Here is a 19,705-nt window from a genome sequence, read left to right as displayed (position 1 = left end):
AAAACATGGCCAAGGAACGGCCGTCCTTACAAAAGCCCTAGCCTTGGCCGGGATAAATTTTCCATGTGTGAATCCTGTGACAACGCGGCGTGGGCAATAACCCGCCCGGCTGGCACGCTTCTTGTGTCACGACCTCTCACAGCCTGAGGCCGAAGCGCGCGAATGAAAAGCGGGCGGCGTAGAGAGGAGCGTCGGGAAGTGGACCATCGCGTGACGCAATTCGATGAAATGGACGGCGCCGACGGCGCGACCCGCGCTCCCTATCAAAAGCTTTCGCAATGGCTTGCCGGCACGCCGCCGGAACTTCTCGCCTCCCGCCGCGAACAGGCGGAGCTGCTGTTTCGCCGCATCGGCATCACCTTTGCGGTTTACGGCGCGCAGGAGGCGACCGAGCGCCTCATCCCCTTCGACATTCTGCCGCGCATCATCGCCCGCAGCGAATGGAGCGCGCTGGAAAAGGGTCTGGTGCAGCGCGTGACGGCGCTGAACCTTTTCCTGAAAGACATTTACGGCAAGGGCGAGATCCTGAAGGCCGGCAAGGTTCCATCCGAACTCGTCTACCGCAATCCGGGCTATTGCCCCGAGATGTCGGGTCGCCGCGTCCCGCACGACGTCTATTGCCACATTGCCGGCGTCGACATCGTGCGCACGGACGATCACGGCTTCTATGTGCTGGAGGACAACGCCCGCACGCCGTCCGGCGTCTCCTACATGCTGGAAAACCGCGAAGTGATGATGCGGCTTTTCCCCGATCTCTTCTCCATGCATCGCGTGGCGCCGATCGAGGATTATCCCGACGAACTGCTCGCAACGCTGCGCTCCGTCGCGCCGCCGCGCACGCCGGGCGACCCGACCATCGCGCTGATGACGCCGGGCCAGTTCAACTCCGCCTATTACGAGCACTCCTTCCTCGCCGACAAGCTCGGCGTCGAGCTGGTCGAAGGGCGCGACCTCTTCGTGAAGGACGACATCGTCTATATGCGCACGACCGAGGGGCCGCGCCGCGTCGACGTCATCTATCGCCGCATCGACGACGACTTCCTCGATCCGCTGACGTTCCGCCCGGATTCCGCGCTCGGCGTGGCCGGCCTGATGGGCGCCTATCATGCGGGCAATGTGACGCTCGCAAATGCAGTGGGCACCGGCGTCGCCGACGACAAGGCGATGTACACCTACATGCCGGACATCATCCGCTTCTATCTCGGCGAAGAGCCGCTTCTCCAGAACGTGCCGACGTGGCGCTGCCGGGAGAAGGAGGCGCTCTCCTACGTCCTCGACCATCTCGAAGAGCTGGTGGTGAAAGAGGTGAACGGTTCGGGCGGCTACGGCATGCTGGTCGGCCCGCACGCCTCCCGGGCGCAAGTCGAGGAGTTCCGCGCGAAGCTGAAGGCGCATCCCGACAACTTCATCGCCCAGCCGACGCTCGCGCTTTCCACCTGTCCGATCTCGGTCGCGCAGGGAATCGCGCCGCGCCATGTCGATCTGCGGCCCTTCGTGCTCTCCGGCGCAAATGGCGTACGCGTCGTGCCGGGCGGCCTCACCCGCGTCGCCATGACCGAGAAGTCGCTTGTCGTGAATTCCAGCCAGGGCGGCGGCACCAAGGACACCTGGGTGATCGACGACGCAATATTGGGGCAGGCATGATGCTCGACGCAGTCCACACCCTCGACGAGTTCGAACGACGCAGCCTCGACCCCGACGGCGCCCTCAATTTTCCCGCGGCTCTCGCAACGATCAAACAGGATCTCCGCCGCGAGCGCGCGCAAACGGAACGCCCCATGCTGTCAAGCACCGCCGACAATCTCTATTGGCTCGCGCGCTACATGGAACGCGCCGATTTCCTCGCGCGCGCCATCGAAGCCTCGCGACGTCTCGCCGCCCTTCCCAAGGCCTATGGCGGCGCGGATACGGAATGGGAAAGCGTGCTTTTGTCTTCCGGCGCCGCCGCCGCCTTCGAGGAGACCGGCAAGCCCGTCACCGAATCCAACGTCATTGAATTCCTCACCTTCGCGCGCGACAATCCCAGCTCCATCCGCAACTGTCTCGAAAGCGCGCGCACCAACGCCCGCGCGGTGCGCACGGCGCTCACTGTCGAGATGTGGGAGGCGATCAACGGCGCCTATCTCGAACTGAAGGCGATGGAGGCGCGTCGCGGCGCCTATTCCTCGGACGAACTCGGACGCTTCCTCGAATTCGTGAAGCAGACCTCGCTGACTTATGACGGCGGCGCCTATCGCACCATGCTGCGCAACGACGCCTACTGGTTCTCCCGCGTCGGCCTCTTCATCGAACGTGCGGACAATACGGCGCGTCTGCTCGACGTAAAGTATCACGTGCTGCTGCCGGAGAAGGAAGTCATTGGCGGCTCGCTGGATTATTTCCAGTGGTCGGCGATCCTGCGCGCCGTCTCGGCGCATACCGCCTATCACTGGGTCTATCGCACCAGCATGAAACCGTGGCTCGTCGCGGATCTTCTCATCCTTCGGCCGGAAATGCCGCGCTCGCTCATCTCCTGTTACGAGAGCATCGCGCGCAATCTCGACAGCCTCGCGCGCGCCCATGGCCGGCAGGGCGCGGCGCAGCGCCAAGCGCGCAGCGTCTATGGCAAGCTCGAGACGCTCACCATGGAAAGCGTCTTCCAGGGCGGGCTGCATGAATTCGTGCAGGGCTTCATCAGCGAGAACAACCGTCTCGGCGCGCTGATCTCGGAGCAATATCTCTTCTAACTCCCGCCGTTTTCCCCTGGCTCAATGGGAAAACCGGCCCGCCGCGCGCCGCCCCCTCCGGCGCGCGGCGGCTCCTTCTTTACATGGACCGCTCATGCGCATCCGCATCCGCCATGAAACGACCTATCGCTATCTTGAGCCCGCGAAATCCGCGATCCAGCATTTGCGGCTCACGCCTCGCAATTTCGACGGGCAGCATGTCAAGGACTGGCGCATCGACGTCGATCGCGACTGCCGGCTGATGGCGTCGGAGGACGCCTTCGGCAATATCGTGCATCGCTTCACCGCGGACGGCCCCTTCGACTCCATCACCACCATGGTCGAAGGCGACGTCACGACCTTCGACACGTCAGGCGTCGCCTCTGGAACGCTGGAGCGTTTTCCGCCCGAGCTCTATCTGCGCGAGACGCCGCTGACCGCGCCGAGCCCGGCCATTCTCGACTTTGCGCGCGCGGCCGGGGCGCGGGAAGGCGACGCCCTCGCCGCCCTGCATGCGCTTCTCGCGGCGATCTACGAAAAAATGGAATTCGACACGGACGCGACGCACGCCGCGACGACGGCGGCGGAGTCGTTCGACCACAGCAAGGGCGTCTGCCAGGACTTCGCCCATCTCTTCATCGCCTGCGCCCGCGCAATCGGCGCGCCCGCCCGTTATGTCAGCGGCTATTATCTGCGCACCGACGGAGATGCGCAGGTCGCGGGCCACGCCTGGGCGGAGGCTCATGTGCCAGATCTCGGCTGGGTCGGCTTCGATCCGGCGCATGGCGTGTCGCCCGGCGAGCGTCATGTGCGGCTGGCCGTCGCGCTCGATTATCTCAGCGCGGCGCCCATAAGGGGCGCGCGCGCGGGCGGCGCGGGCGAGACGATGGAGGTCAAGGTCCGCGTCGCGCCGACCCATGGCCAGAGCCAAAGCCAGTCGCAGTCACAATAAAAACGCGTCAGGCCGCCTTGCCGTGGCCCGAGCGGCGCGACGGGGCGGCGCGGCTCTGTCCCTGCGTCCAGCTTAATCCCGCAGCGTCGTAACGCAGTTCCGCGGCGCCGTGCCTTTGCAGCGCTTCGACGACGCTCGGCCAGACGCCCTTTCTCTCCCAGCGATGGTAGCGCGTATAGGTTGTGTACCACTTGCCGAATTCCGGCGGCAGGTCGCGCCACGGCGCGCCGGTGCGGGCGATCCAGAAAACAGCCTCCAGAAACAGGCGATTGTCGCGGCCGTGGCAGCCGGGGTCCCCCTCCTTGCCCGGCAGAAGCGGCGCGACGACCGCCCAAAGCTCATCCGATAAAATCCTGTCAGCCACCCCAGCCTCCCGTTGATCAACGAAAAATCGGGCCAGCCCCCTGGCCCGGACGTGCGTCGCCGACGCCCGCGAAACCCCTTTCAAGGCCGCCGCAGGCCGAGCGCCAACGCAAATCACGATGAATTTAATGCTACTCTAGGTTGTATTCTTTATCAACATGAGCTTTACCGTAAGCGACGGGGCGCGGAAAGCCTGACGGCAGGCTCGCTTAAGCTTTTTGGCGCCCGAAAAGCCGAAGATCCTCAGCGAGAAAACAACCCCGCTTGCGACTCGCGCCCGGCTGTGGCACAAGGCGCTCGTCGTCGCTGGCCACCGGCCTCGCGAACCCCAGCGCTGCAGTAGCTCAGTGGTAGAGCACTCCCTTGGTAAGGGAGAGGTCGAGAGTTCAATCCTCTCTTGCAGCACCATCTTTTCAAAGACTTAGGCGGCACCAAGAGCTGGTCGACTTAAAGTGGGCAGCACATGGGCGGCATTGGATTTCGGCGTCGGCGCAGTGCCGTCCGACTCTCGCGGGAGGGGAATTTATGGCGTCTGACTCTATCGACCCGACAACCATCAAACTCGCCGAGTTGCTCAAGATTGACTGCCTTTTCGACGAACTGGAATTGGCGAGAGCCGCTTGCCGTGAGATGGGAATTGACCAAGACAGATTTCGGCAACGTGAAAACGAGCTAATTGAACAAGTGGCAAAACTGGAAGCGCGCGAGCAAGAGCTTATGAAAGAAAACAGCGCGCTAAAACGCGAGGTAGAAATCGGCCGCTCGGATGTGGCGTTTGCACGATATGACGCAATTGCGGAGGTGCTGAATATACTTCTCGATTACAGGATCGACGGCAGCCCCTCGGCCCCTTACGACATCGGGTGTCGAGACGGCCAAGAATACGCCTTGGAAGTGCTGACGCGGCAGATTGAAGCTATCCCGCGCCCATTGTGATAGGCTGTTCTGGTTTAGCCGGAGATGCGCAATTGTCCTCGCGCATTCCGCCGTCACGAATTGACGACCGCCGCATTCCGGCCCTGGCGTTTACCAAACAACCCGCTCCAGTAGCGCGGCTGAACAGCACCCATGCTGGCGATGTTGGCCTGTTCTAAAGCTCCCTGCTGGTTGAGAGCCGACGTCGCCGTCGTGAACAAATCGGCGAGCGGCGAATAGGCGTCAGGCGCTGAGAGCGACGCCATCGACGCACGCGCCGAGTTAAGGGCCCCCTGCGTGTCGCCTGTCGTGTTGAGCATCGCGATCAGGTTCGCGCGCGCCGATTCGACGTTGTTGCGCGCGCCCGTCGCGAGGTTGTTCGCCTGATCCGCGATCTGCTGCCGGTTCGTCGAATATTTCTGCTGCAGGTCGCCCTGCTGCTGGGCCGCCGCCGAGGACTGCGAGCCGCCAGCGCGCGCAAGCGCATAGGTCAGCTGCTTCTGCGCGTCCGAATACTGCTGATCCAGCTGCGGCATGTAATAGTTCAACGCCGCCTGACGCCGGCCGTTGAAGAAATCGTCGGTGAACTGCTTGTCGAAGAGGCTGTTGATCGCCCCCGTGCCCTGCTGAATGCCGATCTGGCGCAGGAGCTCTTGCTGCTGTTGCTGCTTGGCCTGGGCGCCGTTGCCGCCGCCTCCGAACAGCCGGGAAAGTGAGAAGCTCATTGTTGGCCGCTTCCTCGATTAGTGCGTAGTGTCGCTGGCAGGCGCGAACGGGAATTCGGCGATCGCCGCCTCCCGGCGCCTGTTGGCGTCGCGCTGCCGAATGCCGCTCATCAGACAGGAGTCGTGTGCGGCGTTCCGCAGTAATCGGGCATAATCCTCCATGTCGCAGAATTTCGCCTGAGCGACGCCTTTCCGCTCTTCAGGAGCCATTGACCAGTAGCAGACCTGAACAAGCGCCGCGGCTAGCCCCGTCTCTATCCGCCCGCGGTCGATGTCCGTCGGCAAGACCCTTTCGGCGACCGCGTCGAAGATGCCGATTGCGCGCGCGAGCTTATCCCGCTGCGCTTCCGAGAGGACGCCGCGGCGGTTCGCAATGCCGAGCAGGGCATGGGAGAGGCGCCACGCGGGCTGGTGACCTTCGGCGGCCGTTTCCAGGAGGAATGCGATATGGTCGACCGCGGATTGCAGCGCGCTCTCGGCCCAGGAGGGCGTAGCCGGGCCAAAATCTTCGTCTTTCTCTTGCGCGTTCAACTTAGCAGCGCTCCGGTTGCAGCTTTCCAAGGGGATTGGACCGTGGCAGCGTGTTCGAATAAACCGCGAAAAATCGAACGTTATGCGAGCCCGCCTGCGTTTGGCCGCGAGCTGGCGATACGCAAGTGGAGGGATTTCCCATGCAGCTGGACCGCAAGACGCTCGCATACCGCCTAGGGGTCACTATCGAGCTGATCGGCGAGGAGATAGAGCGCGGGCCGGCAGCGAATCAGGCGCGATTGCAAGGGCTGCTGCGGATGGCGCGCGCCGACGTTTCTGCGATGGCAGGAGACGGCCCCGCGCGTGCCGCGGTCGGGCCCCAAGGGCGTAGCAGGCCGACGCTTAGGCTTGTGCATGGCGGCCGCGGCGACTGAGACCGCCTGACGGGCGCGCGGCGCTAAATCGTGCGCCCCATGCCGGCCGCGCGATGCTCTGACCAGTCCGGCCGCACATCCACCGGCCGGGCGCCGCATGCCGCGCAACGAAGCCGGCGACGCAGCGACGGGATTTCGATCGATCCGGGGAGCGTCGAGACGTCCACACTGGCGCGCCGGCCGCAGGCGCATTCGGCCGCGATCGATCGCATGCCGAGGCTGCGCAAGTTCGCAAGATCCATCGCGGGGCCGGTGTAGCGGGGAGACATGCGGGAAGGATACTCGGCGCCGTGGCGCGTTTCCATCGCGGACAAGTTGTCGAAAAGTTCCGCGGGCGAAATTTTCGTGCGCGCGTTGCCGGCGCTTTTGCGATCTGCGTTTGGACCGCCGCCGGGGGGTGGGCCGGGCCGGTCAACGGCCGACCGCCGCGCGGCGCGCCGGGCAGGCGCCGGACGCCGGCGCAGCGCGAAGCGAAGCGCGCGCCCGCTATTTGATAAGCCGGCGCACAAGCCACTCTGCAGCCTTACTGGCAATTCGCGCCGGCAGGTCAAGCAAGACGAGGCCGATTGCAACGAAAGCGGCAAGCTCCAAGAGCGCCATCGAAACGCCTCTCGATTTTGGGGCCAGCTACGGGCCGGCCGGTTTGCATACGCGAGCGCCACCATGTGCGCATTTGCGCGATTCGTCGCCGTCATTGTTGCGCGCTTGTCGATCGACGCGGCCTATAAGCGCAAAATGCGAGAATTCCCCGGTCGGTTTTGTCGGACGATAAGCCGACAAAATATTGAATTGACAAAGACTTATCACACTCCGACGCTTGCTCCATTGTTCAAGCAGGCAGGAGATGAAAATGGCCACTTTCGGAACGCAAATGCAGATGGTCGGCAAAATTCGCCAGGACTTGAACCGCGCTTTGCGTCGCGGCGATTTCAAGAGCGCGCGGCTCGACCAGCTCGAGCTCTCCATGCTGGCCGAGGATACGACATACCCGGCAATTAGACTTGCGGCTTTGAAAGCGGCCGCTCTCGACATGCGCGAAGCGCCGGCCGTAATCCTACCTTTCCGCCCGTGGCGCTAAGAGCGCCGAGCATCGCGCCGGGCGTCTGGAGCCCCGGCCCCGCGCGGTCTCAGGATAGCGCGGCGCGGGCTCTCAGAACGCCTGCGACGCCCTCGTGGCTGATCTTGAAGCCCTTGCCGCGCATGGTGTCGGCGATTGCCCTCAGCGGCGCTCCTGAGGCCCTCAGGGCCTCCATTTCTCGGATGGCGGCTTGTTCGCTCGGATCCTCGACCAATTCGCCGCCGGCGCCGGCCCGAAAGCCGAACGGGATTTTTCCGCCGAGATAGCGCCCTCGTGCTTTCTGGTCTGCTTTCACTTGCGCAACGCGTTCACGAATGCGGTCGCGCTCCGCTTCTGCGAACGCGGCGCTAATCGTCAGGAACAGCTTGCTCAGGCCGTTGCCGGCAATATCCCCGCCGAGATCGAGCAAGTGCAATTTGACGCCCCGCGCCTTCAAGTCCTCAACCACTTTCAGGGCGTCGAGCGCCGAACGGAAAAGGCGGTCAAGCTTCGGCGCTATCACGATATCGCCCGCTGTCAGCTTCGCGAATAGCGGCCCCGCGGCGGGGCGCTCCGCTACAGGAATGGAACCACTAACGCCTTCTTCGACGACGACGCCGTCGAGCGCGAAGCCGTGCATGTGGGCATAGCCTTCGATCTGGCGGCGTTGCACGTCCAGGCTCTCGCCTTCTGAAGCCTGCTTGAGCGTGGAAACTCGGCAATATCCATAAACGGCCATGTCGCCCTCTGTCAGATTGTCAGCTTGCAACATGTTATGCGCCCGTTCGCTGGCGCTGTCAACTTGCTAAAGCAAGCTGACGCAAAAGCGGGCGGCCATTACCGAGCGGCGAGGATCGGCCGGACTTGGCGAAGCTTAGTCGAATAAGCCGCCAGCGTCTTTTCCGCGGCCTTCGCCCTGCGCCTTGGGCTGTTTTGCTCGGGCCGTGGACTCGGACTTCTGCGCTCGCGCTTCTTTCGCCCGTGCGGCCCTCTCGTCGAGCGCCGCCGCGTGGGCTTTCAGCCGCGCGATTGTTTCCTCCAGCTCGGCCGGCGACATAGTCTCCGAGTCGTCAGCGGGCGCGTCCGCCTTATCGGCCAAGCCGGACGCTCGCAGGACCCAGCCGGCTGCCGTCGCGCGGGCCGGGGCGGGGGCCCTATCGTCTCGGCAAATAGCATGAAGCGCTGCGATGGCGTCCGGCGCGGCTTCGCGAAGCTGGCGACGCAGTTTTTCAAGGTCGCTGTTGCTGCTCAATCGAACAACCCCCCATGCTTGGCGCTTTCGGGCGCGTCGAGTTCGTTTAGATGCGCCCGCAGCCGGTCAATAAGCGCTTCCAGTTCTCGGGCCTCCGGGCTCGGCTCGGGCTCTCTCCGCGGACTTGAAAGCATCGCCCGCGCTTCTTCCGTGCGCCGCCGCTCGTCGCGCCTGCTGGCGCGCGCCGTCTTGGGGCCGGGGGTATGTGTCTCGTGCCAGCGCTTATGGCGTTCCAACTCTTCGCAGGTCATTTCCTGGCGCCGCTGCTCTTGCTTCGCCGCGCGGCGCTGCAGGTCAGCGGCCTTGGCCGCGAAGCGATCGGCAGGGAGGGGAAAGGTCGGCTTGTGCCAGGCGTCTCCTTTCGGCGTGCGCCCACCGTGCCGGTAACAACGGCCGTTTTCCATCGCAATCCCCCGGCACGGGTCGCCGGTCACGCGCGTCTTGGCGCCGCACTTCGGCCGGGCCGCGAATTTGCGGAGCGCGATATAGGCGCCCTTGCGCGCGAGCGCCCGCCACTCGGGACTCTTCCTCCATCGGTCGCGCAGCGCCGCCTGCCGTGGCGTCTCCGGCCGTGTTCTCGGTTTGCGTTTCTTCACCGGCATAGGCTCCAGGTATAGGGCGCATGAACTATTCCGCCGGCGCTTTTCTTCCGGTCGATTTGTGTCTGCATTCGGCTACCGGACCCTACGGGAGAGATGCGCATGTATGCGCTTTCTCCCCCCGTAGGGGTGACATGTCTTACAAGCTTACAAGCATTGATTTCATTGGAGTTTTTCGCCTCGCTTTTTGCTTGTAAGAACTTTCATGCCTTACAAGCAAAGCGAGGCTCTTGAAAGGCGTTATTTTTCAAGCATGTAAGGCATGTAAGCTTACAAGCTCCGACAAGCCTTACATGCGTTTTGCGTTCCTTCGGAATTTCCATGGCTGCGGCCCTACTATTTGACCTCTTCAGCTCGAATTTCGATCAACCAAGGGGCCTTCGCGGCCGATCCGTCTTGTCGCATCGACACGCGGACATCTTGTCCGTCGCAGCTGATGACGACGCATTCGCCGCCCAGGCGCGCTGTCAACATGCTTGTGATCGTGTTTCGTGACTCCGATCTCGTTAGGCCGTGCTTTCGGAGCGACTGACCTAACTCAGGCCAGTGCGACGAAACGGGGTAGACCCCCGGCGTCTTCAGGACGCGCAGGACAGCGCGAGCCGTTTCCTCGCGCTCCAGGTCAACCTTCTCGCTCTGAGATTGCCGTGCGACGGACACCGGAACGACTTCGAGCACGGGCGCAAAATCGCCCCGCATCGCCGCCGCCCTGCCGGACGCTGTGAGGTTGGCTGCATGCAATTCGTCGTCGCAGAAGGCACGGGAATTGCCGACGGGGACACTCCGGATTTGATAGATGACCGGCGCGCCCGGCTTTTTCCCGTGGCTTACTTTGGCGTAATCCATCCGGATATGGCCTTCGAGAGGCACTCCGAATTTTGCCGCGCTGTTGTCGTCCAGGCGACCCAAGGTCACCATTGCTCGGACTTTCGCCGGGATTGCGAATGAACCGCGGCTAGCGCCCATGTCGCCGTAAGAGTTTCGCGTGCTCTTGGCGGTGTGATGGATCACCACAAGCCCGATCCTGTTGCGCGCGGCGATTCTGGTCAGCTCTTGCAGCAGCGCGTTCATGTCGTCCGTGTCGTTTTCCGACGCGCCCGCGGAAAGGCTTACGAGCGGGTCGAGAACTACGAGCGCGACGCCGAGCCGCTTGATTGCGGCTTCGAGCTCGTCCGCCATTTTGTCTCGCTTGAGCGGCGCCTTTCCGCTCGTGCCTTCGCGACGCATAATCACGATCATGTCTTGGTCGACGCCGGACCATAGATAGATCGGATGCAATAGAGGGTCTGGCGTCCTGTAATGGTTCATCGCCGCGACTATGCGCCGCCGCATTTCGGTTAGGCTGTCCTCGGCGTTGTAGATCAGGACGGGGCCGCTTCTATGTAGGCTTTCCGGAAACCCTTCCTGACCTCCGGTTAGGACCGGTTCGGCTCCGCTCGCGATCGCGAGGGCGTCTCTGATGACAAGCGACGATTTGTTTACGCCGGGCTCGCCGGCGATTAGCGAGGCGTCGCCTATGGGAATGCGGGGCTCGATGATCCATTCTCGCAACGGTAGAGACTGGGGGTCGATCTGCCCGGCTACAGCGACTGGCGCGAAACGGCAGGCGGCGGGCGCTGCGGACGACGGTTCAGGCTCGGGACTGCCTAGATCATCAAACCAGCTCGCTATCTTTTCGTCGGCGCTCCTTTCGAGCCGGTAATCAATCCCACCGTGCGCTTGGCTGTGGATGCGAATCAGCGGCTTGTCGGCGAAGATAATTGCGATGTTGCGACCACCGCGATATTCGGGCTCCATCGGGTCGGCGCATGTTTGCTTGTGATACTCGGCGGGATCTTCGAGGATTTCTCCAACGGAAACCGTCCGACCGTCGTCCAGCAAAATTTCAAATTCACTTGTCAGAACGTGCCGCTCGACCGCGCTCGACACAGCCTTGCGAGCCGCTTTTGGAGATTTGCCCTTGCGCACCATTTCCTGGAAACGGCGTTCCTTCCACAGCTCGCGTTTCTTCTTGCACTCCGGCTCCAGGTCGCGCGCAATCTGCGCCTTGATCGCCTTAAGCTTTTCCTGCTCTTCGTCAGAAAGAGGCGCCAAAGCGTGCGTATCCAGGAAGCCGCCAGGGGAGACCTTGGCCGCCCGCGCGCCTTTCACTTGCTGCAGTTCCGGCGATGCGAGAAGCGCGTTGGCCTCGTAGAACAGGCGCGAGGGGTCCGACGAAGCCGCCAGATCAAAAAGCCCTCGGTAGATGACGATTCCGGCCTCGGAAACCTCGCCCCAAAGCCAACCGGCGAGCGCGAGCCGATCGAAAAGACGTCGCGCGAAGGCGGGCGCGTCTTCTCCGTCGAGGACGAAGAAATACCAGTGTGCGCCGGTCGGTTTGGCCGGCGTCTCGTCTCCAATGACGACAACACCGGTTGATGCAGATGGCCGGCGCACGCAGGCGGCTTCGCCGATCTGTGGAAAAACCGTCGCGAGAACAGTCGAAATGCTTCCGGCTGTTTCCAGGCTTCCGACTATCCGGCCGGGGTAAGTCTTGAAATCCAAATCCAATGCGAAGAGCGCGGGTCCGCGAGTCGGTTGGAAGAATCTCTTCGTCCGCGCGATTGCTTTTGTGCCGTCCGCCTCTTGTGCTGTGACCAGAGGCCAAACGTCCTTCAGGGGGTGCGCCGTTGCGAGAACAAACGCCCACGTCGGCGCACAGGATTCCAGATGATTCGCAAGCTCTGCCGCCATTTGATCGGCCGTGCCTTTGAGTGGGATCCGATGGGCTGTTCCCTTGACGAGCGGCGGGGCGGCGGTTTGCTCCGGTTTGTGGCTGGCATTGAGCCGGTAGGTTTTTGTTAGGACGCCGGTTTCGCTGTGAACTATCGTGAAGGAAACTGCGGCGGACACATTGGAGGACAGCTTGGCGTCCTCAGGCTGCGGTGCTACATTCATCACGTCGAAAAACTCTTATGTTGGCCGGTCGCTCGTTCCCCCGAGCGTGCCGGCCTTTCCATTTGCGGGTTGCCTTTGGCCTCTGCCGCGAGTGAGGCCGTCACCTTCCGGCGATTGTTCCGCGGCGAATGCTTTCCCGGCGGCGCTATGCCGCCGCGAGCCTTTTCTTGATCCAGGATTTTCGTGCGCGAGCGCGGACCTTGATCGCGTCGAGATAGGCGAGCAAATCCGCTTCTGCGATCAGAACGGGCCGGCCGGCGATGAACGCCAGCGCCCCTTCGCGCCGGAGTTTGCGGACCTTCAAAGACGAGCAACGCAGCATTCTCGCGACGTCGCTTTCGGTGAGAAGTCTAGGCGCCGTCATGCCGGAGTCTCCCGCTCGGCCCGGTCGTTGTCGACGACAAGGCGGAGATGGGCGGGCCGCGCGCCACGCGGCGTTGGCTTTGCCGTCTCCAGGAAGCAAAGGACCGATGATCTTCGGACAAAGACGCGCTGGCCGATCATACGCCCGCCGAGCCCGCCGGCCGCGGCGCGCGCCCGCGCCCATCCTGCGGGTTTCGAAGCGAGCCGGTCCGCCTCTTCGGCGGGGATCAAGTCCATCCCGACCGTAACAGTCGAAGGGTCGAAGGCGTGCATAACCGCATCCTTTCTCAAAAAGCGCCTTCGAGGGTCGTTAGATGAGGCGTTCGAAACAACGCCCGACTTACGAACAGCGCGCTTGCGGCCTCTGCTGCGAAAGCCGTTCGAGTAGCTCTGCCTTCTCGATGAGAGCGTCGAAATCCGCACGGCTTGTCAGGGCCTGGGCGAGAGCACGCCCCCGGAGATTTCGGTATTGGTCCGTCTGACGCGAGCTTTCGTAAAGCCGAAACAGCACCCGCATGTCGTAATCTTCGACGAATCTCAGGCTTTCGACGTCGGATCTATCGCCCGATACGACTTTCATATGCTGGTCGATTATCGCCTCGTGCGTCTTGCAAGCGTGCCACACATTCGCGTGCGATAGCCCGCGCGATCGGTCGCGTCGGGGTATGCCGTCGTTCAAGAAGTCTGCGGTTGCGCGATAGCTTCCGCCTAGAGCGCGGTGAGTGGCGGAGATGACGGCGCAGGCAACAGGCCTAGGATAACGGTCGCAGCCTGGCTCTTTCTGGTGGTAATTTAGCGAGCGCCTCGCTTCGTTGGCCTGAGCCTCTCGCCAGATCTTTTCGCTTATCGCGTCCATGACCCATTCTAAAGGCGGCGTAGGGTTTTCGATCGAACTCGCCCGCAAGCCAATGTCGCTCAAGACCTTTAGGACGCCCGCGCTGACCTTTGGTCCAAAGTCCGCATACAGGTTGCGTCGGGACGCCGCCTGCGAGACAGGCAATATTTCGCAGCCATATGCTTGTCTCGACCCGGGGTGGGGCTGCACAACGGCGGAGAGATGGTGACGAGCGCCTCGCATTGGGTCACGCCGATTTTGTCGCATCGCGTGACACGCCCATCCAGTCGAGCACGTCGCGGACGAGATAGCGCGGCCGTCCTTCAAGATAAGTGATCCGCGGTCCGCGGCCTTGCTTCGCCCAGACCTTCAATGTCTGAAGCGCAAATCCCGTCGCCGCGCACACTTGCTGCCGGTCAAGCGCGGCGTGAGGCGGCAAGGCGGTAAGGTTGGGTAAGGGGCGCGGCTTATGCGTTCGTGGACGGCGTGCGGGCGCGGAAATTTTCGCCGCATCGCTAAAAGCATGCTCGGTCATTTGGCCCTCTAGGTAAACTTCGATGGACCAAACTCTACCAAAATGAACTTAACCCTGCAATTACAAATAGTTACGACACGTTTAAGAGGGTGTAACCTGTCAGACATTTTGCTTGCACCCCAATGATTATTGGAGCGATTTCGCCCTGAAAGTTATTCCCGGCCGCTTGTTCCCGCGTGCGTCTCGACATGCGCCGCCCATAGCTCGAACGCCTCGCGCAACGCCGTCAACGCGTCGTCGCGGTTGTAGATTGCTTCGAGGTTGGTTCGGGCGCGGCCGAGCGCGATTTCCGCCGTGTCGTCGTCAACGCCAAGACGTGAAAGCCCGGTGCGGAACGTGCGCCGCAGATCGTGCAACGAGAAATCCACACCGGCGGCCTTCGTCGTCTTGACCAGGATTTTCGACCAGCCGCTGATTTGCTCACCGGTCTTTGGCGACGGGAAGACGAGGTCCGAGCGCGCATCCTCCTGGCAGGCCTCAAAAACCGCGGTCAGCGCGGGAGCGATCGGCACAAGATGGCCACGGCCCTGCTTCACAAAGGCCGCGGGGAGCCGGATAACGCGGGCCTCACGGTCGACCATCGCCCATGTCAGGCCGGCCGCTTCGCCGCGCCGGCAGCCCGTCAGGATCAGGAAACGGATTAGGCGCCCGAATGTCGTTGCCGGGTCCGCGGCCTTCCAGACGCTGGCGAGCTCGCCATCGGATAGCGCGCGGCCGTGTTGGGCCTTGGCGACGCGGTCGGCCCGGGTCGCGCGCTCTCGCCGAAAACCCGCGAGCGGGCTTGCCTCGATGATCTTCGCCTTAACGACGCACCAGCTCAGGAAGGCTCGGCACCGGGACCGGAAGTCTTCGGCCGCGCCGCCCTTGCCGTCCTTTTCGAGCGCTTCGATGACCGCCGCGAGGTCCGCCCCTGTCACGTCGCGAATGTCCCGGTTGAGATGCGGCGCGAGGCGGGCGCGCAGGCCGCTCAGGACCGTCTTGCGGTTCACATAGCCGCGGCGCTCTAACTCGCCGTGATAGCGCTCCAGGAGGTCAGAGACGCGGGATTTCAGGCGGCGCTTTTGCTCCGCGCGCTCGGCGGCCGGGTCAGCGCCGCTCAGGATGCGCCCGAGCGCGACCAGCGCGAGCTTGCGGGCCTCGCTGGCGCTTGCGATCGTGGCCGGCGTCCCGAGCTTCAGCCGCTTCATGTTCGAGGACCGGCCGGCGCCAGCGGGCCGGTAGGAGAGGATGTAGCTCTTGCTTTGGGGTCGCAGTCGCAGGCCGAAGCCCGTAACCTCCGAATCCCACAAGACGGCCTCGGCCTTGCCCGGCGGTAGCGTCGCAGCCTTCACGATTGCATCGGTAAGTCGCTTCTTTTCGGCCATATATCTATCGGGCTGGACGTGGGCGGCACATGGGCAGCACGAGATGGCTACCCTTTCATGACCACCTATAACCCCGACAATACCTAAAATCCATGATAAAACGGGCCTTCACGGCCTCTCGATATACCGACGTAGCCCTTGCTATCTAGAGCACAATTCCTTTGGTAAGGGAGAGGTCGAGAGTTCAATCCTCTCTTGCAGCACCATCTTTTCAAAGAGTTACAACAATAGACGGCCTGATGAGTACGGCATAGCTACCAGATAGCTACCACAAGGCGCGCCCGGGCTGTTCTACGGCCCCCACTCATTTATCGTCGAGTTTATGTGCGGGCAGTTCACACAAGCCTACACCTGGGCGGACGTCGAGCGCTTTCTGGGTGTCATCTGCCCAGCGCAAAACCTGCGCCCCGCTATAACATCGCCCCCACGACCCAGATTGACGTTCTTAGGATAGGCAATTCAGGGCGGGGAATCAGTCCCCATGCGCTGGGGCCTCGTCCCCTCCTGGTGGAGAAGCCGCTTTCTACAAGGCAGCGGTCGGGCAGCGCCGACACGTCCACGCTCTCCCGCCGGCCGCAGGCGCATGACACGTCGAGCGGGGAGGCATCAGCAAACGGACTCCGTTTCATCCACCGTCAAAACTTATCATCGCCTCGACAAACACCTTACGAGTTGCCTGTCCGTCAGTCCCTAAAGAAAGCTTAAGACCGCCATCGCAGCCAGCAGCGGCAATCAACCGCTCCCGGATAGCCTCTAAGCCACGCAGCTCGCATACCGCGAGCAAGCACTGTTCGAACGTGAGGAATATGGGCCGAAGGCGCTTCAGTTCCTCGAGAAATGCCTTTGCCATTGCTGCAAGGAATCGCTTCTCGCCGGAAATCAACCTGCTCTCGTATTCCGCATGCATTGCAATTACCGCGAGCTGCGCCTCTCCCTGGTCGATGTCGTCTGTGCCGATCATCGCATTGAAAAGCTCGCTTGTGGCTGCAGCCGCAACCCACTGCTCAGGCACAATGGGCACGTCGCGCGCCATCTTCGCCAATCGGCGAGCGCCTTGTCCTGCATGTTGTCGGGCAATTTCATGCGCCGGAATGCGGTCTTGCATCCATTCGGTGTCGCCGACGCCAACCGATAGGGATGGGTAACGCCAATGGCGACTAAGGTATCATCCCATAGGTCGCAGCAAGCCAGCTTGATGAAGACGTCCTTGTCAAAGAAGGCGTGAAGCTCCGCAGCCATCAGTCGCTCGACGGCAACACGCCCAGGCGCTCCAAAAACTCAAAGCTATCGTCGGATAGAGCATCGACTTTAATGTTCGCCAGAAGCGCCTCGCGGCATGCCCGGGAGACCGAGGCCTCATGGTCAATTAGCCTCAGTGCGCTATTGCCCAGGGACCACGGCACCTCGCCCTTTACTCTAGTATTCCGGACTGCATTGAGGACGTGTCCCGGGTCGATATGATGCTGGGCCCCATAGGCCTTGGCGTTTTCCGCCAAATCGCCGGCTTTCATCAGAAATTTGAGCGTGAGTCGCTTCTTACCACCCGTCAGCAGCTCGAGCGCGTAGGCGTTCGCGTCAATCTCCTGTGGATCGGCGATAAGGGCCTCATCTTCGACGACCCGCTCATCGATGAGCGCGCTACCGTCGCGGGCTTCTACATGACGGAGCGCAAGGTGTCCCATCTCGTGCGCTAGCACGAACAGCATCCACGCAGGATGTTCATTCTTCTTAGTCAGCAAGACAACCGGGCGGCTGTCGCAGTAAACGACCATGCCGTCCATTTTCTTTTTAGACACTGGAAGCGATGGGACGTAGATTACGGGAACGCCGTTATGCCAGCAGGTTTCGAGCAAATCCGAGAACCCTACCCAGGGTCGCAGCTCAAGAGGCTCGGTCCGAAGGTTGGCTGCGCCCGGAAGCGGCTTCTCCGCTGAGAATGCAGGCGTCGCTACCGCAGCAATGATACGCGCAACAGCAGTTGCCGCCGATCTCGCCGTGGCAACATCAGTGATATCCAAGCCTGAGCGCGTCTTGAAGCAGGCATGCGGCATTGAGCGCAGGCGCAGCGCACCGTCTGGGCCTCAAGGCCGAAATGTTTGGCTAGAAAGCCTTTAACCTCGAAAAGCCCCGATGGATGCTCGACAGCTTCCTCCCACCAGCAGGGGAGCTTGCTAAAAACATCCTTGCTCAGGCCAACCGCAGTCATCTCCTTTTGCTTCGACCGCACGGAGCAGGCCGTCAGTCAATCTAGCGCTCGGTCCCCGCGACATGAAGCCGGCGGGACAGTTTTGCCGTAGGACCCAAAGCGGTCCTGCCAGCTACAAAACGGATTAACAGCTTCGCTGGGACTATGTTCGACGTTGAATTGACGGGTCTTTGATTTTGACGTCTGCGCCGACTCCTGCTCGCAACGATTTACGGATACTGATCGTTCGACTCGAGGAATCGAGATGAACCTTGTTGGCGTGACGGGTGCCTTGAACGGGCAGAAATATCCCGTCGATGCGCGAGAGCTTGCTGATTGCACGGCTGGCAGCGGAGGCGTCGTCTCCGACGCGGCGCGTTGCGCGTCGCGTCGATCTCGCAAAAAGACTGGATTTTCCCGGTAGTCAGCGCTGTTCGTGTTGCGCGACAAGTTGGCGTTAGGTTGGTCAGCGGGGCGAAGCGCGACGCTCCTTGATCCAAAGGCGTCGGTTCCTACATCAGCGTGAACGGCACGATCGCATCGAACATGATCAGCCCCTGTGAACTCTTACGACCATTGGGGCCGAAGAATGGAGTGGCTCCATTGACCGTCGTGTCCCAACGGACCTCCGGTCGGAAAATCACGCCGTTAATATAGGGAATCTTCGGAATTTCCGGAGTAATCGTTAGCCCGGCCGTCAGCGACAGATAGCTCGTTCCGACATTTCCAGGCCCCGCAAAAATGCAGGAGGCGCAGGCAAAGCCGTGCCCGAGATTGACGAGATCAAAGTAACCCGGAAAACCGACAACGAAGAAATTCTTGTTGTCACGATAATACTCGATACGGCTGTTGACTTTGAATACGTCGTTGATCTTGTAGGACGCATATTGAGCCACCGCGTAGGCGTCGGCGCCCTGCGGCTTGAGCGGCAGGCCGGCGAGATTCGTGCCGAAGGCGCCGTCGAGCGCCGCGATTGTATTGCCCGACAGACCCGTCGTCGAAATCGGGTTCCAGCCGCTTTCACGATCATAGGCGATGTCGGTCGTGAAGGTCAGATTCTCGGTCGCCTTCCATGTCGTCACGATATTCGCATAGGTGCGGTTGGCCGTGTTCGGATTGCAGACGCAGGCCGCGGGAACGCCGCCCACCACGAAATTCGGCCAGCCGACGCTCAAGGGATCGAGCTGCTTCGGGTTCTCTGGTCCGTGATGAACCATTCCGAGGACGGTAAGATTGCCGTCAAGCAGGTTGAGGCCGACGCCGCCATAAGGCGACGCCGCAGCGTTGTTGTCGCCCGGCCAGCCGATGCTTGTGTTCACGCCGGAGGTCACGCCGGTATAGATGTCGAGCCAGCTCTTCACATGCGTGACGGCCATAACGCCAGTGTGAATGAACGGGCCGAAGTTGAAGATATGCGAATGGCTGTAGAGAGGCGCGTCTTTTGCCGATAGAGGCTCGGCGCCGTTATAGGTCGCGAACATGCCGAGCTTGATGTCGATCCCGCCCTCGCTGATCGGCGACACCCAGGGAAGATGGGCCAGAACGTGCGCCTCCGTCGGGCCGAACTGGGTGCGCGACGGGATCAAGTAATCGAAAATCCCGTAATAGTGATTGTAGCGCATATCCTCGCCAACTTGCAGTTGGAGCTTGAAGCCGAAATCGTAGCCGGTCGCTTTGGGGTCGAGCGGGCGCTGAGCCGTGACCAGCACGCCATTAAACGTCGGCCAGTTGGCGCGGTCCGTATAGAGCTCGCCGAAATTCAGTTTGTTGAAAGGCTGCCCCGGATTGATGGTGATCCCGCCCTCGATATAACCATCAATGGTGAGCGTATCGAGCCAGACGGAATGCGGCGGCGCAGCTTCAACGGCGGCTTTCTTTTTGGGATCAGCCGCCGAAGCCGTTGTCGCCGTCAACGCGATCGTCGTCGCCGCCAGAAGCATCTTTTTCATGGAGCCCTCAAGTGTCTTCATCTGAGCTTCGATCAGTAAAAATCGTGTTTTTTACTGTCGCAAG

The 19,705-nt window shown here is 61.9% G+C and carries 19 protein-coding genes and 1 tRNA gene; 6 read left to right on the top strand and 14 right to left on the bottom strand.

Translation table 11 applies throughout. From position 1 onward, the window contains the following. The first annotated feature begins 198 nt into the window (after positions 1–198). From ACPFMJ_RS16310 to ACPFMJ_RS16300, 3 genes are all read left to right on the top strand, one after another. The gene (locus tag ACPFMJ_RS16310; protein WP_424360996.1) at positions 199–1,644 is read left to right on the top strand and encodes a circularly permuted type 2 ATP-grasp protein; all 1,446 of its coding nucleotides are present in this window, start codon (positions 199–201) and stop codon (positions 1,642–1,644) included. A gap of 134 nt (positions 1,645–1,778) precedes the next feature. Further along, positions 1,779–2,726: an alpha-E domain-containing protein gene (locus ACPFMJ_RS16305; RefSeq protein ID WP_424363891.1), complete on the top strand. Its 948-nt coding sequence runs from the start codon at positions 1,779–1,781 to the stop codon at positions 2,724–2,726. Between the two features lie 94 nt (positions 2,727–2,820). Further along, entirely contained in the window at positions 2,821–3,657 is an 837-nt protein-coding gene (locus tag ACPFMJ_RS16300; protein ID WP_424360995.1) for a transglutaminase family protein, read from the top strand. A gap of 7 nt (positions 3,658–3,664) precedes the next feature. On the opposite strand, the gene ACPFMJ_RS16295 is transcribed toward ACPFMJ_RS16300, so the two are convergent. Further along, on the bottom strand, positions 3,665–4,021 hold the full coding sequence (locus ACPFMJ_RS16295; RefSeq protein WP_424360994.1) for a transposase: 357 nt from the start codon (positions 4,019–4,021) through the stop codon (positions 3,665–3,667). 332 nt (positions 4,022–4,353) lie between these two features. Here ACPFMJ_RS16295 and ACPFMJ_RS16290 point away from each other — a divergent pair. Then, positions 4,354–4,428: transfer RNA gene (locus ACPFMJ_RS16290), tRNA-Thr, on the top strand. 117 nt (positions 4,429–4,545) lie between these two features. Continuing rightward, positions 4,546–4,956 (top strand): hypothetical protein, encoded by a 411-nt coding sequence (locus ACPFMJ_RS16285; protein ID WP_424360993.1) that lies wholly within the window; start codon positions 4,546–4,548, stop codon positions 4,954–4,956. A gap of 53 nt (positions 4,957–5,009) precedes the next feature. On the opposite strand, the gene ACPFMJ_RS16280 is transcribed toward ACPFMJ_RS16285, so the two are convergent. The 3 genes from ACPFMJ_RS16280 to ACPFMJ_RS16270 form a co-directional block, all read right to left on the bottom strand. Continuing rightward, positions 5,010–5,660 carry a hypothetical protein gene (locus tag ACPFMJ_RS16280; RefSeq protein ID WP_424360992.1) on the bottom strand — a complete coding sequence of 217 codons (651 nt, stop codon included), beginning with the start codon at positions 5,658–5,660 and terminating at the stop codon, positions 5,010–5,012. Positions 5,661–5,678: 18 nt separating this feature from the next. Further along, positions 5,679–6,191, bottom strand: a complete 513-nt coding sequence (locus tag ACPFMJ_RS16275; protein ID WP_424360991.1) for a hypothetical protein — start codon at positions 6,189–6,191, stop codon at positions 5,679–5,681. Positions 6,192–6,588: 397 nt separating this feature from the next. Beyond that, positions 6,589–6,879: a hypothetical protein gene (locus tag ACPFMJ_RS16270; protein ID WP_424360990.1), complete on the bottom strand. Its 291-nt coding sequence runs from the start codon at positions 6,877–6,879 to the stop codon at positions 6,589–6,591. 536 nt (positions 6,880–7,415) lie between these two features. Here ACPFMJ_RS16270 and ACPFMJ_RS16265 point away from each other — a divergent pair. Continuing rightward, positions 7,416–7,643, top strand: coding sequence for a hypothetical protein (locus ACPFMJ_RS16265; protein WP_424360989.1), 228 nt, complete (start codon positions 7,416–7,418; stop codon positions 7,641–7,643). A 49-nt stretch (positions 7,644–7,692) separates the two neighbouring features. Here ACPFMJ_RS16265 and ACPFMJ_RS16260 read toward each other — a convergent pair whose 3' ends face one another. The 10 genes from ACPFMJ_RS16260 to ACPFMJ_RS16215 form a co-directional block, all read right to left on the bottom strand. Next, a complete protein-coding gene (locus ACPFMJ_RS16260) occupies positions 7,693–8,394 on the bottom strand; it encodes a recombinase family protein (protein WP_424360988.1) in 702 nt (233 codons plus the stop codon). A 476-nt stretch (positions 8,395–8,870) separates the two neighbouring features. Next, a complete protein-coding gene (locus ACPFMJ_RS16255) occupies positions 8,871–9,470 on the bottom strand; it encodes a hypothetical protein (RefSeq protein ID WP_424360987.1) in 600 nt (199 codons plus the stop codon). A 339-nt stretch (positions 9,471–9,809) separates the two neighbouring features. Beyond that, positions 9,810–12,410, bottom strand: a complete 2,601-nt coding sequence (locus tag ACPFMJ_RS16250) for an AAA family ATPase (RefSeq protein ID WP_424363890.1) — start codon at positions 12,408–12,410, stop codon at positions 9,810–9,812. 145 nt (positions 12,411–12,555) lie between these two features. Then, positions 12,556–12,774: a helix-turn-helix domain-containing protein gene (locus ACPFMJ_RS16245; RefSeq protein ID WP_424360986.1), complete on the bottom strand. Its 219-nt coding sequence runs from the start codon at positions 12,772–12,774 to the stop codon at positions 12,556–12,558. Next, positions 12,771–13,046, bottom strand: coding sequence for a hypothetical protein (locus ACPFMJ_RS16240; protein ID WP_424360985.1), 276 nt, complete (start codon positions 13,044–13,046; stop codon positions 12,771–12,773). The genes ACPFMJ_RS16245 and ACPFMJ_RS16240 overlap by 4 nt, the downstream gene beginning before the upstream one ends. Positions 13,047–13,855: 809 nt before the next feature. Beyond that, positions 13,856–14,143 (bottom strand): hypothetical protein, encoded by a 288-nt coding sequence (locus ACPFMJ_RS16235; RefSeq protein WP_424360984.1) that lies wholly within the window; start codon positions 14,141–14,143, stop codon positions 13,856–13,858. Positions 14,144–14,295: 152 nt separating this feature from the next. After that, the gene (locus tag ACPFMJ_RS16230) at positions 14,296–15,507 is read right to left on the bottom strand and encodes a tyrosine-type recombinase/integrase (RefSeq protein WP_424360983.1); all 1,212 of its coding nucleotides are present in this window, start codon (positions 15,505–15,507) and stop codon (positions 14,296–14,298) included. Between the two features lie 625 nt (positions 15,508–16,132). After that, positions 16,133–16,549 carry a hypothetical protein gene (locus tag ACPFMJ_RS16225; protein ID WP_424360982.1) on the bottom strand — a complete coding sequence of 139 codons (417 nt, stop codon included), beginning with the start codon at positions 16,547–16,549 and terminating at the stop codon, positions 16,133–16,135. 196 nt (positions 16,550–16,745) lie between these two features. Continuing rightward, on the bottom strand, positions 16,746–17,525 hold the full coding sequence (locus ACPFMJ_RS16220; protein WP_424360981.1) for a hypothetical protein: 780 nt from the start codon (positions 17,523–17,525) through the stop codon (positions 16,746–16,748). A 679-nt stretch (positions 17,526–18,204) separates the two neighbouring features. Continuing rightward, entirely contained in the window at positions 18,205–19,641 is a 1,437-nt protein-coding gene (locus ACPFMJ_RS16215; RefSeq protein ID WP_424360980.1) for an outer membrane beta-barrel protein, read from the bottom strand. Between the last annotated feature and the right edge of the window lie 64 nt (positions 19,642–19,705).

Source organism: Methylocystis parvus (assembly GCF_049675845.1).
In the GTDB taxonomy this organism is placed as follows: Bacteria; Pseudomonadota; Alphaproteobacteria; order Rhizobiales; family Beijerinckiaceae; genus Methylocystis; species Methylocystis parvus_A.
This window is presented reverse-complemented; position numbering and strand designations above follow the sequence as displayed.

Coding starts and splice junctions, on each gene's coding strand:
- ACPFMJ_RS16305 (WP_424363891.1), top strand. CDS start 1,779: ATGCTGTCAAGCACCGCCGACAATCTCTATTGGCTCGCGCGCTACATG.
- ACPFMJ_RS16300 (WP_424360995.1), top strand. CDS start 2,821: ATGCGCATCCGCATCCGCCATGAAACGACCTATCGCTATCTTGAGCCC.
- ACPFMJ_RS16285 (WP_424360993.1), top strand. CDS start 4,546: ATGGCGTCTGACTCTATCGACCCGACAACCATCAAACTCGCCGAGTTG.
- ACPFMJ_RS16280 (WP_424360992.1), bottom strand. CDS start 5,660: ATGAGCTTCTCACTTTCCCGGCTGTTCGGAGGCGGCGGCAACGGCGCC.
- ACPFMJ_RS16265 (WP_424360989.1), top strand. CDS start 7,416: ATGGCCACTTTCGGAACGCAAATGCAGATGGTCGGCAAAATTCGCCAG.
- ACPFMJ_RS16260 (WP_424360988.1), bottom strand. CDS start 8,394: ATGTTGCAAGCTGACAATCTGACAGAGGGCGACATGGCCGTTTATGGA.
- ACPFMJ_RS16250 (WP_424363890.1), bottom strand. CDS start 12,410: ATGAATGTAGCACCGCAGCCTGAGGACGCCAAGCTGTCCTCCAATGTG.
- ACPFMJ_RS16245 (WP_424360986.1), bottom strand. CDS start 12,774: ATGACGGCGCCTAGACTTCTCACCGAAAGCGACGTCGCGAGAATGCTG.
- ACPFMJ_RS16240 (WP_424360985.1), bottom strand. CDS start 13,046: ATGCACGCCTTCGACCCTTCGACTGTTACGGTCGGGATGGACTTGATC.
- ACPFMJ_RS16235 (WP_424360984.1), bottom strand. CDS start 14,143: ATGACCGAGCATGCTTTTAGCGATGCGGCGAAAATTTCCGCGCCCGCA.
- ACPFMJ_RS16230 (WP_424360983.1), bottom strand. CDS start 15,507: ATGGCCGAAAAGAAGCGACTTACCGATGCAATCGTGAAGGCTGCGACG.
- ACPFMJ_RS16215 (WP_424360980.1), bottom strand. CDS start 19,641: ATGAAAAAGATGCTTCTGGCGGCGACGACGATCGCGTTGACGGCGACA.